This is a genomic window from Pseudomonas sp. D(2018), assembly GCF_005502555.1.
GTDB lineage: Bacteria > Pseudomonadota > Gammaproteobacteria > Pseudomonadales > Pseudomonadaceae > Metapseudomonas > Metapseudomonas resinovorans.
The window spans coordinates 15164-28438 of sequence record NZ_SCOK01000030.1 but is presented as its reverse complement, the minus strand read 5'-3'; the positions used below and the strand labels follow the sequence as shown (position 1 = coordinate 28438).

The 13275-nt window shown below is 64.5% G+C and carries 13 protein-coding genes; 9 read left to right on the top strand and 4 right to left on the bottom strand.

Annotated features, from left to right (window positions below; all coding sequences use genetic code 11):
- The first annotated feature begins 117 nt into the window (after positions 1-117).
- Positions 118-726: an FMN-dependent NADH-azoreductase gene (locus tag FFS60_RS18610; protein ID WP_028627181.1), complete on the top strand. Its 609-nt coding sequence runs from the start codon at positions 118-120 to the stop codon at positions 724-726.
- A 216-nt stretch (positions 727-942) separates the two neighbouring features.
- On the opposite strand, the gene FFS60_RS18605 is transcribed toward FFS60_RS18610, so the two are convergent.
- Positions 943-2532: an ABC-F family ATPase gene (locus tag FFS60_RS18605; RefSeq protein ID WP_028627182.1), complete on the bottom strand. Its 1590-nt coding sequence runs from the start codon at positions 2530-2532 to the stop codon at positions 943-945.
- Between the two features lie 407 nt (positions 2533-2939).
- On the opposite strand from FFS60_RS18605, the gene FFS60_RS18600 reads away from it, so the two are divergent.
- From FFS60_RS18600 to FFS60_RS18590, 3 genes are all read left to right on the top strand, one after another.
- Complete coding sequence (locus FFS60_RS18600; protein ID WP_028627183.1) at positions 2940-3953, top strand: aldo/keto reductase; 1014 nt, start codon at positions 2940-2942, stop codon at positions 3951-3953.
- A 207-nt stretch (positions 3954-4160) separates the two neighbouring features.
- Positions 4161-4346 (top strand): hypothetical protein, encoded by a 186-nt coding sequence (locus FFS60_RS18595; RefSeq protein WP_028627184.1) that lies wholly within the window; start codon positions 4161-4163, stop codon positions 4344-4346.
- A gap of 85 nt (positions 4347-4431) precedes the next feature.
- Complete coding sequence (locus tag FFS60_RS18590) at positions 4432-4731, top strand: hypothetical protein (protein WP_028627185.1); 300 nt, start codon at positions 4432-4434, stop codon at positions 4729-4731.
- 78 nt (positions 4732-4809) lie between these two features.
- Here the strand turns inward: FFS60_RS18590 and FFS60_RS18585 are convergent, their stop codons facing one another.
- The gene (locus tag FFS60_RS18585) at positions 4810-5088 is read right to left on the bottom strand and encodes a peptidylprolyl isomerase (RefSeq protein ID WP_028627186.1); all 279 of its coding nucleotides are present in this window, start codon (positions 5086-5088) and stop codon (positions 4810-4812) included.
- Positions 5089-5206: 118 nt separating this feature from the next.
- On the opposite strand from FFS60_RS18585, the gene FFS60_RS18580 reads away from it, so the two are divergent.
- A complete protein-coding gene (locus tag FFS60_RS18580; protein ID WP_028627187.1) occupies positions 5207-6412 on the top strand; it encodes a PilT/PilU family type 4a pilus ATPase in 1206 nt (401 codons plus the stop codon).
- A 203-nt stretch (positions 6413-6615) separates the two neighbouring features.
- Positions 6616-7212, top strand: coding sequence for a DJ-1/PfpI family protein (locus FFS60_RS18575; protein WP_137822796.1), 597 nt, complete (start codon positions 6616-6618; stop codon positions 7210-7212).
- 60 nt (positions 7213-7272) lie between these two features.
- On the opposite strand, the gene FFS60_RS18570 is transcribed toward FFS60_RS18575, so the two are convergent.
- Positions 7273-9264 carry an acetoacetate--CoA ligase gene (locus FFS60_RS18570; protein ID WP_137822795.1) on the bottom strand — a complete coding sequence of 664 codons (1992 nt, stop codon included), beginning with the start codon at positions 9262-9264 and terminating at the stop codon, positions 7273-7275.
- Between the two features lie 60 nt (positions 9265-9324).
- The gene (locus tag FFS60_RS18565) at positions 9325-10233 is read right to left on the bottom strand and encodes a LysR family transcriptional regulator (RefSeq protein ID WP_028627189.1); all 909 of its coding nucleotides are present in this window, start codon (positions 10231-10233) and stop codon (positions 9325-9327) included.
- Positions 10234-10358: 125 nt separating this feature from the next.
- Between FFS60_RS18565 and FFS60_RS18560 the strand changes: the two genes are divergently transcribed.
- The 3 genes from FFS60_RS18560 (at position 10359) to FFS60_RS18550 (ending at position 13062) form a co-directional block, all read left to right on the top strand.
- Positions 10359-11057 (top strand): CoA transferase subunit A, encoded by a 699-nt coding sequence (locus tag FFS60_RS18560; protein WP_028627190.1) that lies wholly within the window; start codon positions 10359-10361, stop codon positions 11055-11057.
- Between the two features lie 30 nt (positions 11058-11087).
- Entirely contained in the window at positions 11088-11744 is a 657-nt protein-coding gene (locus FFS60_RS18555; RefSeq protein ID WP_028627191.1) for a CoA transferase subunit B, read from the top strand.
- A gap of 139 nt (positions 11745-11883) precedes the next feature.
- The gene (locus FFS60_RS18550) at positions 11884-13062 is read left to right on the top strand and encodes an acetyl-CoA C-acetyltransferase (protein ID WP_137822794.1); all 1179 of its coding nucleotides are present in this window, start codon (positions 11884-11886) and stop codon (positions 13060-13062) included.
- Positions 13063-13275 lie beyond the last annotated feature (213 nt).

Here is a 13275-nt window from a genome sequence, read left to right as displayed (position 1 = left end):
CCTATGAGTGGGACGCTCAATCACAAAATCGCTGGCTAATCAGCGTTTGTCGACATGGATAGGATTGCCCCCAATCCGATCGGCCGTCGCCGGTCGCCCAACTGAGGGTAACCATCCATGAAACTCCTGCACCTCGATTCCAGCATCCTCGGCGACGCCTCCGCCTCCCGCCAACTGAGCCGTGACGTCGTCGCCGCCTGGGAAGCCGCCGAGCCGAACGCCCAGGTTACCTACCGTGACCTGGCCAGTGACGCCATCAGCCACCTGTCGGCCCTGAGCCTGGTTGCTGGCGGTACCCCGTCCGAACTGCGTGATGCTGCGCAGAAGCACGAAGCCGAGTTGGGTGAGTCCACCCTGAACGAATTCCTCGCCGCCGATGCCATCGTCATCGGTGCGCCGATGTACAACTTCACCATCCCGACCCAGCTCAAGGCCTGGATCGACCGCATCGCCGTCGCCGGCAAGACCTTCCACTACACCGAAAACGGCCCGGAAGGCCTGGCGGGTGGCAAGAAAGTGGTGATCGTTTCCACCGCAGGCGGCATCCACGCCGGCCAGGCCAGCGGCCAGGCTCACGAGGACTACCTGAAGCTGGTGCTGAACTTCCTCGGCGTGACCGACATCGAGATCGTTCGCGCAGAAGGCCTGGCCTACGGCGAAGAGCCTCGTGCCAACGCCTTCAGTACCGCCAAGGCGCAGATCGGCGAGCTGTTCACCGCCGCCTGATTCCGCTAGCCGGAAAACACAAAGCCCCGCACGCGGGGCTTTGTCGTTTGCAGTGAGTGAGCAATCTCAAGCGGCAATGTCCGCTTTACCTGTAGGGGCGATTTCAATCGCCAACCGGACCGCAGGTTCGGCCTGCAATGCCGAAGGGGGCAGCTTCGCCGCCCTTGGCGAATGAATTCGCCCCTTCTACAGATACGGCCTTCATCCTGGAAGGGATCAGACAATCACACCCTGGCTACGCAGGTAGTCGTCATAAGTGCCGCTGAAGTCGGTCACACCGTTCTCCGACAGCTCGATGATGCGAGTGGCCAGGGAGCCGACGAACTCGCGGTCGTGGCTGACGAAGATCAAGGTGCCCGGGTAGTTCTCCAGCGCCAGGTTGAGCGCCTCGATGGATTCCATGTCCAGGTGGTTGGTGGGTTCGTCCATTACCAGCACGTTGGGCTTCTTCAGGATCAGCTTGCCGAACAGCATGCGGCCCTGTTCACCACCGGAGATCACCTTCACCGACTTGAGGATCTCGTCGTTGGAGAACAGCATGCGGCCGAGGGTGCCGCGCACCAGTTGCTCGCCGCCCTGGGTCCACTGGCCCATCCAGTCGAACAGGGTGACGTCGTCTTCGAAATCATGGGCATGGTCCTGGGCGTAGTAGCCCAGGTCCGCGCTTTCGGTCCATTTCACAGCGCCACTGTCTGGAGTCATCTCGCCGACCAGAGTGCGCAGCAGAGTGGTCTTGCCAATGCCGTTGGGGCCGATGATGGCGACGCGCTCGCCCGCTTCGATCTGCAGGTCCAGGCCCTTGAACAATTGCTTGCCTTCGAAGCCCTTGGCCAGTTTCTCCACGGTCACCGCCTGGCGGTGCAGCTTCTTGTGCTGGTCGAAGCGGATGAAGGGGCTGACGCGGCTGGACGGCTTGACCTCGGCCAGTTGGATCTTGTCGATCTGCTTGGCGCGCGAGGTCGCCTGCTTGGCTTTCGAGGCGTTGGCGGAGAAGCGGCTGACGAAGGTCTGCAGTTCGGCGATCTGCGCCTTCTTCTTCGCGTTATCGGCCAGCAGCTGCTCGCGCGACTGGGTCGCAGCGGTCATGTACTCGTCGTAGTTGCCCGGGAACAGGCGCAGTTCGCCGTAGTCCAGGTCCGCCATGTGGGTGCATACGCTGTTCAGGAAGTGGCGGTCGTGGGAAATGATGATCATGGTGCTGTTACGCGCCGTGAGGATGTTTTCCAGCCAGCGGATGGTGTTGATGTCCAGGTGGTTGGTCGGCTCGTCCAGCAGCAGCACGTCCGGGTCCGAGAACAACGCCTGGGCCAGCAGAACGCGCAGCTTCCAGCCGGGGGCGACCTCGCTCATCGGGCCGAAGTGCTGGTTCAGCGGGATGCCCAGCCCGAGCAGCAGCTCGCCGGCGCGGGACTCGGCGGTGTAGCCGTCCATTTCGGCGAACTCGGTCTCCAGCTCAGCCACGGCCATGCCGTCTTCTTCGCTCATTTCCGGCAGCGAGTAGATGCGATCACGCTCGGCCTTCACCTTCCAGAGCTCTTCGTGGCCCATGATCACGGTGTCGATCACGCTGAAGTTTTCGTAGGCGAACTGATCCTGGCGCAGCTTGCCCAGACGCACGTTGGGTTCCAGCATCACCTGGCCGCCGGAAGGCTCCAGGTCGCTGCCGAGAATCTTCATGAAGGTCGACTTGCCGCAGCCATTGGCACCGATCAGGCCGTAGCGGTTGCCGCTGCCGAACTTGACGGAAACGTTCTCGAACAGCGGCTTGGCGCCGAACTGCATGGTGATATTTGCGGTGGAGATCACGGTGGAATCCTGAGCTTGGGGCGCACGTAGCGCAAAAAGGGCGCGATTGTAGCGTTTCTGGTTCGGGAAAGGGGCAATCGATCTTCGCCATCGATCCGGTCGCTCGTCGTCGCGTGTCCAGTTATATGCCTTGGTGAATATCTGAAATACGGCAAATAAATTGGATGAATGTGTGAGGCGCACGCATGCTTTGGTCAACCCGCAGTCAAGGAGCCGAGCCTGTCGAAGATCCCGTTCATCCTCGCCAGCCTTGACCGAATGCTGGAGCGCTAGGCTGGACACAAGGTGTTGTCACGCCTGATCCGCTGCCCGGGTGCCCGGTGCCGACGACCGCCGAATAGGCACATTCATTGAAAACCCAGGGCGAAGGCGTGGCCTTCGCCTCCTTTCGCAAAAAGGAGAACACCATGGCGCTCAAAGATATTCTTCCCGGCCAACTGGGCTTCGGTACCGCCCCGCTGGGCAACATGTTCCGCGACATTCCCGAGGAGGAAGCACGGGCGACAGTGGACGCCGCGTGGAACGACGGCATCCGTTACTTCGACAATGCGCCGTTCTACGGTGCGGGGCTGGCGGAAATCCGCATGGGCGAGGCGCTCGCCGGAAGGCGTCGCGAAGACTACGTCATCAGCACCAAGGTCGGCCGCCTGATTCTCGACGAAGTCGAGGACGTGAATGCCCGCGACCTCGGCGAAAAGGGTGATGTCTTCCGCTACGGCCGCCCGAACCGGATCGTCAATGACTATTCCGAAGCCGCCACCCTGCGCTCCATCGAAGACAGCCTCAAGCGACTGCGGACCGATCACATCGAGATCGTCTGGGTCCATGACGTGGCGCAGGATTTCTACGGCGACGAATGGCTCAGCGTATTCGAAAGCGCGCGCAAGGGTGCTTTCAGGGCTCTCGACCGCCTGCGCGATGAAGGTGTGATCAAGGCCTGGGGCCTGGGCGTCAACCGGGTTGAGCCCATTGAACTGCTGCTCGCCCTCGACGAACCGCGCCCGGACGGCTTTCTGCTCGCGGGCCGCTACACGCTGCTCGACCATGAGCGCGCCTTGCAGCGGGTGATGCCACAGGTTGCGGCGCGCGGCCTGGGCATAGTCGTTGGCGGCCCCTACAGCTCCGGCGCGCTCGTCGGCGGCCCCAACTTCGAATACGCACCGGCCACGCCCGAGATACTCGCCAAGGTCGCCCGGATCAAGGCCATCGCCGATCGCTATGGCATCAGCATGAAGGCCGCGGGGCTCCAGTTCGCCCTGGCCAACCCGGCAGTGGCCGCGGTCATCCCGGGGGCGAGCAAGCCCGGCCGCATCGCCGAAGACCGCGCCGCGCTGAACGAAGTGGTGCCGGCGGATTTCTGGCGCGAACTGCGCAGCGCCGGACTGGTCGACCCGGCCGCGCCGCTGCCGATCGCGGATTGAGGCGCGCGAGGTGACCGGGGCGGTGGCTCCGGTCACAGGTCTGTCGCAAAAGTGTCAACTTCCGGCGTTAGCCTGACTCGGCTTCCACGGCATATTCGATGCGGCAGCGCATCCCCACACCTTCGCGGTGCAGGCCAACCTCATCAGTTGGCCTTTTTTCTGCCTGCCGCTCCTGCCGTGGTCCCACCGGGTTCAGCGGAGCAGTCCATGGAAATCGCGATCCAGCAGGTCAACCGTGGCGGCAGGGAAGAGTGGCAGGTAGAAGCCCTCGGTATGAAGGTGCCGTTCCGTGATCGGGCCTCGGCGCTGGCGTTTGCAGTCCGATTGCAGGAGCGTGTGGACGCCCCGCACTGGTTGCCAGGACGGGAGCAGCCAGCGTCCACGGAAGAGTGAAGTCGCGCCCTGTCGTTTTCAGCTATTGCCTGCCAGGTGCCCGCTGCGGCAAGAATGCGCCTTCAGGACCAGCAGGAGATTGCACGTGAAGAAGACTCGGTTTTTCGCTGTACTGGCCTTGCAGGCCTGCGCAGTCGCGGCAGTGGCGGGGGAGTGGCCGCAGGGTGGCGGGGAGAAGTTCACCCAGGAGTGCGTTATCAGCGCGGCGCGGCAGGTTCCGCCGGACAAGGCCGCCGCCTACTGCAAGTGCTCCAACGGCATGATGCAGGAGGCGTTCACCTCCCAGCAGTTGGTGGGGGTCACCGAAGGTCGTAAACCTACCGATGAAGAGCTGACGGTCCTGACCGATATCTCGCGTTCCTGCGCTCGCGAAACCTTGCAGTGAGACGGTAACAGGAGCGTCACATCCGCTCCCTAGAATGGGCACTGCGCCACGGACGGTGCCCATCTCCCCGCAATGCCCTCATTCCCTGAAGAACACCTGCACCAGGTGATAGCCGAACTGGCTTTTCACCGGGCCGTGGATCACCCGCACGGGTTTCTTGAAAATCACCTGATCGATCACCCGCACCATCTGGCCGGGGCGGACTTCGCCCAGGTCGCCGCCGCGCTTGGCGGACGGGCAAATGGAATGCTTCTTGGCCAGGGTCGCGAAGTCTTCGCCTTTATCCAGGCGCTTCTTCAGTTGCTCGGCTTCCGCCTCGGTCTTGACCAGAATATGGCGGGCAAGGGCCTTGGCCATGGGATTTCCTCTTGGAGTGTGGAGCGGTTCATTGTGCCAGCACGGGCCGCCGCCATACAGTTGCTGACCTGTGATCCGCCACGCGGATGCCTTCACACCTGACCGGACGCGCACACCCATGGACCTCTCATCGATGCTGAAAATCCTGGCCAGCCAGGATGGTTCCGACCTCTACCTGTCCACGGGCGCGCCGCCCTGTGCCAAGTTCAACGGCCTGCTCCGACCGCTCAGCAATGAGCCGCTGAAAGCCGGCGACGTGGCGAAGATTGCCGAATCCATCATGGATCCCGAGCAGCGCGCCGAGTTCGACCGCGAGCTGGAAATGAACCTGGCCATCTCGCTGCCGAACATTGGCCGTTTCCGTATCAACATCTTCCGCCAGCGCAACGAAGTCTCCATCGTTGCGCGGAACATCAAGCTGGACATCCCGCGTTTCGAAGACCTCAAGCTGCCCGAAGTGCTGCTGAAAATGGTGATGGAAAAGCGCGGCCTGGTGCTCTTCGTCGGCGGTACGGGGTCCGGCAAGTCCACCTCCCTGGCGGCCTTGATCGACTACCGCAACCGCAACACCGGCGGCCACATCATCACCATCGAAGACCCGGTGGAGTACGTGCACCGGCACAAGAAGTCGATCATCAACCAGCGCGAGGTGGGCGTGGACACCCGCAGTTTCCACGCCGCGCTGAAGAACACCCTGCGCCAGGCGCCGGACGTGATCCTGATCGGCGAGATCCGCGACCGCGAGACCATGGAGCACGCCCTGGCCTTCGCCGACACCGGTCACCTGGCCATTTCCACCCTGCACGCCAACAACGCCAACCAGGCGCTGGACCGCATCATCAACTTCTTCCCCGAAGAGCGCCGTCCGCAGCTGCTCAACGACCTGGGCAACAACCTCAAGGCGTTCGTCTCCCAGCGCCTGGTGCGCACCCAGGACGGCAAGCGCCGGGCGGCAGTGGAAGTGCTGCTGGGCACCTCGACCATCAGCGACCTGATCAAGCGCGGCGAATTCCACTCCATCAAGGAGATCATGGAAAAGTCCCGCGGCCTGGGCATGCAGACCTTCGACCAGGCGCTGTTCGACCTGGTGGTGGAGGGCGCCATTCCCGAAGACGAAGCGATCAAGAACGCCGACTCGGCCAACAACCTGCGCCTGAAACTCAAGTTGTACCGCGACGGCCCGGCAGCAGCGCCGGCACCGGCAGCGGCCGCCCCTGCACCTGCCGCTGCGCCGGCCCGCACCGAGGATGCCGCCAGCTGGGGCCTGGAGCTGAAGCTGGAAGAGCTGGAAGAGGACGGGCCGGAGGAGCCGGGGCCTCGCTAAGCCTCTTCCTTGTAGGGGCGATTTCAATCGCCAAGGGCAGCGGAGCTGCCCCCTGGGGCTCACCGGCCGAACCTTCGGTCCGGTTGGCGAATGAATTCGCCCCGACACGCCTGTATGGCCAAATTTAATTTTGTCTGTACATAGCGACCGCACCCCGGCCCGCATAGATTCGCTGCATGCCCCAACCGATCCGGGAGGTCGTGATGCGTATCGCTGTACTGACGTTCGAAGGCTTCAACGAGCTGGACTCCTTCGTGGCCGCCGGCCTGCTCAACCGCATGCGCGGGGAGGGTTGGAAGGCGGAGATCACTGCGCCCAGCGAATGGGTGACCTCGATGAACGGCGTGCGGGTGCAGGCCCAGCAGCCCCTGGAGGCGGCCAACACGGCGGACGTCGTGCTGTTCGGCAGCGGCATCCAGACGCGTGAAATCGCCAAGGACCGCAGCATCCTCGATCGCCTGCGCCTGGACCCGCAGCGCCAACTGATCGGCTCGCAATGCTCCGGTGCCCTGCTGATGGCCAGGCTTGGCCTGCTCGGCAATCTGCCGGCCTGCACTGACCTCACCACCAAACCCTGGGTGATCGAGGCTGGCGTCCAGGTGCTCGATCAGCCGTTCTTCGCCAATGGCAACCTGGCCACCGCCGGCGGCTGCCTGTCCGCGCCGTACCTGGCGGCCTGGGTGATCGCCAAACTGGCCGGCGAGGATGCCTGCGCCACGGCACTGCACTACGTGGCGCCGGTGGGGGAGAAGGAGGCGTACATGGAACGGGCCCTGGGTGTGATCAGGCCCTACCTCTAGGCCGGATTCCTGTGGGGGCGAATTCATTCGCCAAGGGCGGCGAAGCCGCCCCGCAGGGGTTCAGGCCGAACCTTCGGTTCGGTTGGCAAATGAATTCGCCTCTAAAAGTTCCGGCAGGTCCCGGAACAGTTCCAGCGCCTGCGGATTGGCCAGGGCGTCGGTGTTCTTCACCGGCCGGCCGTGCACCACGTTGCGTACCGCCAGTTCGACGATCTTGCCGCTCAGGGTGCGGGGAATGTCGGCTACGGCGATGATCTTCGCCGGCACGTGGCGTGGCGTGGTGTTGGCGCGGATCACCTGGCGGATACGCTCGCGCAGGGCGTCGTCCAGCACCACGCCGTCACGCAAGCGAACGAACAGCACCACCCGCACATCGCCTTGCCAGTCCTGGCCGATGGCGATGGACTCCAGCACCTCTTCCACCTTTTCCACCTGGCGATAGATTTCGGCGGTGCCGATGCGCACGCCGCCGGGGTTGAGCACCGCGTCGGAGCGGCCGTGGATCACCAGGCCGCCGTGCGGGGTTTCCTCGGCGTAGTCGCCATGGGCCCAGACGCCGGGGAAGGTGTCGAAGTAGGCCGCCTTGAACTTCGCCCCGTCCGGATCGTTCCAGAAGCCCACCGGCATCGACGGGAAGTGCCGGGCGCACACCAGCTCACCCTTCTCGCCGAACACCCGCTTGCCGTCCTCGTTCCACACCTGCACGTCCATGCCCAGGCCCTTGCACTGCAGCTCGCCGCGCCAGACGGGCAGCACCGGATTGCCCAGGGCGAAGCAGGACACGATGTCCGTGCCGCCGGATATCGAGGACAGGCACAGCTCGCCCTTGATGTCGCGGTACACGTACTCGAAGCTCTCGTGGGACAGCGGTGAGCCGGTGGAAAGCAGCGCCTTCAAGCGTTCCAGGCGATGGCTCTGACGCGGCCTGGCGCCGGCCTTCTCCAGGGCGGCGAGGTACTTGGCGCTGGTGCCGAAGATGCTGATGCCCTCGGCATCGATCAGGTCCATCAGGCGCTCGGGGCCGGGGTGGAAGGGCGAGCCGTCGTAGAGCACCAGCGTGGCGCCGAGGGCGAGTCCGGAAACCAGCCAGTTCCACATCATCCAGCCGCATGTAGTGAAGTAGAACAGGGTGTCCGAGGCCGACAGGTCGCAATGCAGGCCGTGTTCCTTGACGTGCTGCAGCAAGGTGCCGCCCACCCCGTGGATGATGCATTTGGGCACGCCGGTGGTGCCGCTGGAGTAGAGGATGTACAGCGGGTGGTCGAGGGGCACCGGGACGAACACCGGCTCGCCGCCGGGCGGGTAGACGTCGTTCCACAAGGCCACCCGGGCACGGGTGGTGAAGTCCTCCGGCCGCGCTTCGGACTGGGAGTAGGGCACTACCAGCAACTGTTCCAGCCAGGGCATGCGCTCGAGGATTTCATTGAGCTTGGCCGTCAGATCCAGATTCTTGCCGGCGTAGCGGTAGCCGGCAGCGGCGATCAGCACCTTGGGCTCGATCTGGCCGAAACGGTCGATCACGCCCTGGGTGCCGAAGTCCGGCGAGCAGGATGACCAGGTGGCGCCCAGGCTGGTGGCGGCGAGCATGCCGACGACGGTCTGCCAGGTGTTGGGCATGAAGGCCGCCACCCGGTCGCCGGCTCTTACGCCCATGGCTTTCAGGCTCTGTTGCAGGCCGGCGACATGGGCGGCCAGTTCGGCGTAGGTCAGCTGTACGCGGCTGCCGTCTTCGCCGATGGCCACCAGGGCAGGATGTCCGTCGCGACGGCGCAGCAGGTGTTCGGCGAAATTCAGCGTGGCGCCGGGGAACCAGCGGGCATTGGGCATCGCGCCGCCTTCCTCCAGAACGGCGCTGGGCTGCGTGCTGAAGCGGATGTCAAAGAACTCGACGATCGCCTGCCAGAAGGCCTCGCGGCGATCCAGGCTCCAGGCATGCAGGGCAGGGTAGTCGGGCAGGTCCAGCCCCTGTTGCCGGCTGACCTGGCGGCGGAAGGCATCCATGCGGGTGGCGGCGATCCGCACTGGGCTGGGGGTCCACAGTGGCTGGTCCATCTGCGCATCCTCATCTTGCGAGTCTTGAGTCGTCCGACTGCTATCAGCATAGGCCCTGGCTCAAGGCCGGGGCAGGTCGAGGCGGTTCCAGTCGGGGGTGTGCAGGAGCACGTCGCTGAGTGCCTGGGCGGCGGTGGAAAGCGTGTGCTCGGCCAACCGCAGCAGGCCCACGCGGCGCTCCACCTGGGGGCTGTGCAGGGCGATGCAGTGGGCACCCAGCTCTTCCATCTGCTGGATGCACAGGCTGGGCACGGCACTGACGCCCAACCCCTGGGCCACCATCCGGCCCACGGTCACCAGTTGGTGGCTCTCGAAGGCGACCGGCAGGCGGCCGTGCTGCGGGGCGAGTACCTCTTCCAGCATCAGCCGCACTGCGGATGGGCGTTGCAGGGTGATGAAGTTGCCCTGCAGCAGCTCCGCCCAGCCCACCTCGGCGCGCTGGGCGAGTTCGCAATCGGCGGGCACCACGGCGACGAAGCGGTCGGTGTAGAAGGGTGTGAAGTCGAGCCCGTCGAGGGATTCGGGTTCGAAGGCGATGCCCAGTTCCACCCGCCGGTTGCGCACCATCTCCAGCACCTGCTCGTTGATCACGTCATGCACCGCCACGTTGACCTTGGGGTGCTGGTCGCGGAAGGCCTTGAGCGCGGCCGGCAGCAGGTTGCCGGCGAAGGAGGGCATGGCGGCGATGGAGACCTTGCCCAACTGCAAGGTGAAGTGCTGGCGCAGCAGCTCCTCGGCATTGTCCCAGTCCGCCAGCAGGCGTCGGGCGATGGGCAAAAGGGTTTCCCCTTCGGGCGTCAGGGCGACGCTGCGTGTCGTGCGCACCAGCAACTGGCCGCCGAGGGAGTCTTCCAGGTTCTTGATCGACAGGCTCAGCGCCGGTTGGGACAGGTGCAGCCGTTCGCAGGCCTGGGCGAAGCTCAGGCTCTGGGCTACAGCGAGGAAGGCGCGCAACTGCTTGATGGTCATTGATTTGGTTTGCTTATGAATTGTTAGGAAAAACAAACTTAACAAATCAGTCTGTGCGGGAGAAGCTCTGACCCACTCACCGGCGGCACTGCGCCGCGACCAATAAAGACAAGAGGCACATGAGCATGAGTGGACTCGACAAGCGAGTAAGCAGCTACGAGGAAGCCCTGGACGGGCTGACAGACAACATGACCGTCCTGGCCGGTGGTTTCGGCCTTTGTGGCATCCCCGAGAACCTGATCGCCGAGATCCGCCGCCGTGGCGTCACGGGCCTCACCGTGGTTTCCAACAACTGTGGCGTCGATGGTTTCGGCCTCGGCGTGCTGCTGGAAGACCGCCAGATCCGCAAGATGGTTGCCTCCTACGTGGGTGAGAACGCCCTGTTCGAGAAGCAACTGCTGAGCGGCGAGCTGGAAGTCGAACTGACCCCGCAAGGCACCCTGGCCGAGAAACTGCGCGCAGGTGGTGCCGGCATCCCGGCCTTCTTCACCGCCACCGGCTACGGCACCCCGGTTGCCGAAGGCAAGGAAGTACGCGAGTTCAACGGCCGTCCTCACATCCTCGAACCTTCCATTACCGGTGACTTCGCCATCGTCAAGGGCTGGAAGGCCGACTACTACGGCAACGTGATCTACCGCCACACCGCGCAGAACTTCAACCCGGTGGTGGCCACTGCCGGCCGCATCACCGTGGTCGAAGTCGAAGAGATCGTCGCGCCGGGCGAACTGGACCCGACCCAGATCCACACCCCGGGCATCTACGTTGATCGTGTGATTCTTGGCAGCTTCGAGAAGCGCATCGAAAAGCGCACCGTTCGCTCCTGACCACGACAAGAAGAATTCGAGGAAACCGACATGGCACTGACCCGCGAACAAATGGCCCAGCGTGTGGCCCGCGAACTGAAAGATGGCTACTACGTCAACCTGGGCATCGGCATCCCGACCCTGGTGGCCAACTACGTACCCGAAGGCATGGAAGTGATGCTGCAGTCCGAGAACGGCCTGCTGGGCATGGGCGCCTTCCCCACTGAAAATGAAGTCGATGCCGACATGATCAACGCCGGCAAGCAGACCGTCACCGCGGTCAAGGGCGCGTCCATTTTCTCCTCGGCCGAGTCGTTCGCGATGATCCGCGGCGGCCACGTCGACCTGACTGTGCTCGGCGCCTTCGAGGTGGACGTCCACGGCAACATCGCGTCCTGGATGATCCCCGGCAAGCTGGTCAAGGGCATGGGTGGCGCCATGGACCTGGTCGCCGGTGCCGACAACATCATCGTCACCATGACCCACGCCTCCAAGGACGGTGAGTCCAAGCTGTTGGAACGCTGTGAGCTGCCGCTGACCGGCGCCGGCTGCATCCGCAAGGTGCTGACCGACCTGGCCTACCTGGAGATCGAGAACGGCGCCTTCATCCTGCGCGAAACCGCGCCGGGCGTGAGCATCGCCGAAATCGCCGAGAAAACCGCCGGCCGCCTGATCGTCCCCGACGACGTGGTTGAAATGACCTTTTGATTGCTCTACCGCTCTGGAGGAGGCCACCACGCATGGCGTCCTCCGGCGCGGTCTTTTCGTTTTGTAGTTCGTAGGATGGGTGGAGCGGAGCGATACCCATCAATCGAGAGCCGCCCCATGTGGTGCAGGAGTTCCAAACATGCAAGATGTCGTTATCGTCGCCGCCACCCGCACCGCCATCGGCAGCTTCCAGGGTGCCCTGGCGAACATTCCCGCCCCAGAACTGGGTGCCGCAGTGATCCGCCAGTTGCTGGCCCAGACCAGCCTCGACGGCGCTGAAGTGGATGAAGTCATCCTCGGCCAGGTGCTCACCGCAGGCTCCGGCCAGAACCCGGCCCGCCAGGCGGCGATCCTCGCCGGCCTGCCGCACGCGGTACCGGCCATGACCCTGAACAAGGTCTGCGGCTCCGGCCTCAAGGCCCTGCACCTGGCCGCCCAGGCGATCCGCTGTGGCGACGCCGAGGTGATCATCGCCGGCGGCCAGGAGAACATGAGCCTGGCACCGTACGTGATGCCGGGCGCCCGCACCGGCCTGCGCATGGGCCACGCCAAGCTGGTCGACACCATGATCCAGGACGGCCTGTGGGACGCCTTCAACGACTACCACATGGGCATCACCGCCGAGAACCTGGTGGAGAAGTACGGCATCAGCCGTGAAGCCCAGGACGCCTTCGCCGCCGCCTCGCAGCAGAAGGCCGTGGCCGCCATCGAAGGCGGGCGTTTCGTGGATGAGATCACCCCGATCCTGATCCCGCAGCGCAAGGGCGACCCCGTTGCCTTCGCCACGGACGAGCAGCCGCGCGCCGGCACCACCGCCGAAGCCCTGGGCAAGCTCAAGCCGGCCTTCAAGAAAGACGGCAGCGTCACCGCCGGCAACGCCTCCAGCCTCAACGACGGCGCCGCTGCCGTGCTGCTGATGAGCGCCACCAAGGCCAAGGCCCTCGGCCTGCCGGTACTGGCGCGCATCGCCAGCTACGCCAACGCCGGCGTCGACCCGGCGATCATGGGCATCGCCCCGGTCTCGGCGACCCGTCGCTGCCTGGAAAAGGCCGGCTGGAACCTGGCTGATCTCGACCTGATCGAAGCCAACGAAGCCTTCGCCGCCCAGGCGCTGTCCGTCGGGCAGGAGCTGGGCTGGGACGCCACCAAGGTCAACGTCAACGGCGGCGCCATCGCCCTGGGCCACCCCATCGGCGCCTCCGGCTGCCGCGTGCTGGTGAGCCTGCTGCACGAAATGATCAAGCGCGATGCCAAGAAGGGCCTGGCGACCCTGTGCATCGGCGGCGGCCAAGGAGTAGCCCTGGCCATCGAACGCTAAGCCGCAACACACCCGATCCGCGTTGCGGGTCATGTAGGGTGGATCGATGAAGCGCGATCCACCCTACGATTGCTTCACCCATAACTAGAAAGCTCCAACGGACCGGGCCCACCTGGTCCTCGCAAGGCCATCACGCACGAGCCCAAGGCCGAAAGGTCACGGGCACCCGACCTCACCATGCCCCTGATGGGCGTGGCGTCGTCGTTTCAGACA

What these genes read in the sequence shown, in the direction of transcription:
- FFS60_RS18610 (WP_028627181.1), top strand. Translation starts at nt 118, where the DNA reads ATGAAACTCCTGCACCTCGATTCCAGCATCCTCGGCGACGCCTCCGCC.
- FFS60_RS18600 (WP_028627183.1), top strand. Translation starts at nt 2,940, where the DNA reads ATGGCGCTCAAAGATATTCTTCCCGGCCAACTGGGCTTCGGTACCGCC.
- FFS60_RS18595 (WP_028627184.1), top strand. Translation starts at nt 4,161, where the DNA reads ATGGAAATCGCGATCCAGCAGGTCAACCGTGGCGGCAGGGAAGAGTGG.
- FFS60_RS18585 (WP_028627186.1), bottom strand. Translation starts at nt 5,088, where the DNA reads ATGGCCAAGGCCCTTGCCCGCCATATTCTGGTCAAGACCGAGGCGGAA.
- FFS60_RS18580 (WP_028627187.1), top strand. Translation starts at nt 5,207, where the DNA reads ATGGACCTCTCATCGATGCTGAAAATCCTGGCCAGCCAGGATGGTTCC.
- FFS60_RS18575 (WP_137822796.1), top strand. Translation starts at nt 6,616, where the DNA reads ATGCGTATCGCTGTACTGACGTTCGAAGGCTTCAACGAGCTGGACTCC.
- FFS60_RS18570 (WP_137822795.1), bottom strand. Translation starts at nt 9,264, where the DNA reads ATGGACCAGCCACTGTGGACCCCCAGCCCAGTGCGGATCGCCGCCACC.
- FFS60_RS18565 (WP_028627189.1), bottom strand. Translation starts at nt 10,233, where the DNA reads ATGACCATCAAGCAGTTGCGCGCCTTCCTCGCTGTAGCCCAGAGCCTG.
- FFS60_RS18560 (WP_028627190.1), top strand. Translation starts at nt 10,359, where the DNA reads ATGAGTGGACTCGACAAGCGAGTAAGCAGCTACGAGGAAGCCCTGGAC.
- FFS60_RS18555 (WP_028627191.1), top strand. Translation starts at nt 11,088, where the DNA reads ATGGCACTGACCCGCGAACAAATGGCCCAGCGTGTGGCCCGCGAACTG.
- FFS60_RS18550 (WP_137822794.1), top strand. Translation starts at nt 11,884, where the DNA reads ATGCAAGATGTCGTTATCGTCGCCGCCACCCGCACCGCCATCGGCAGC.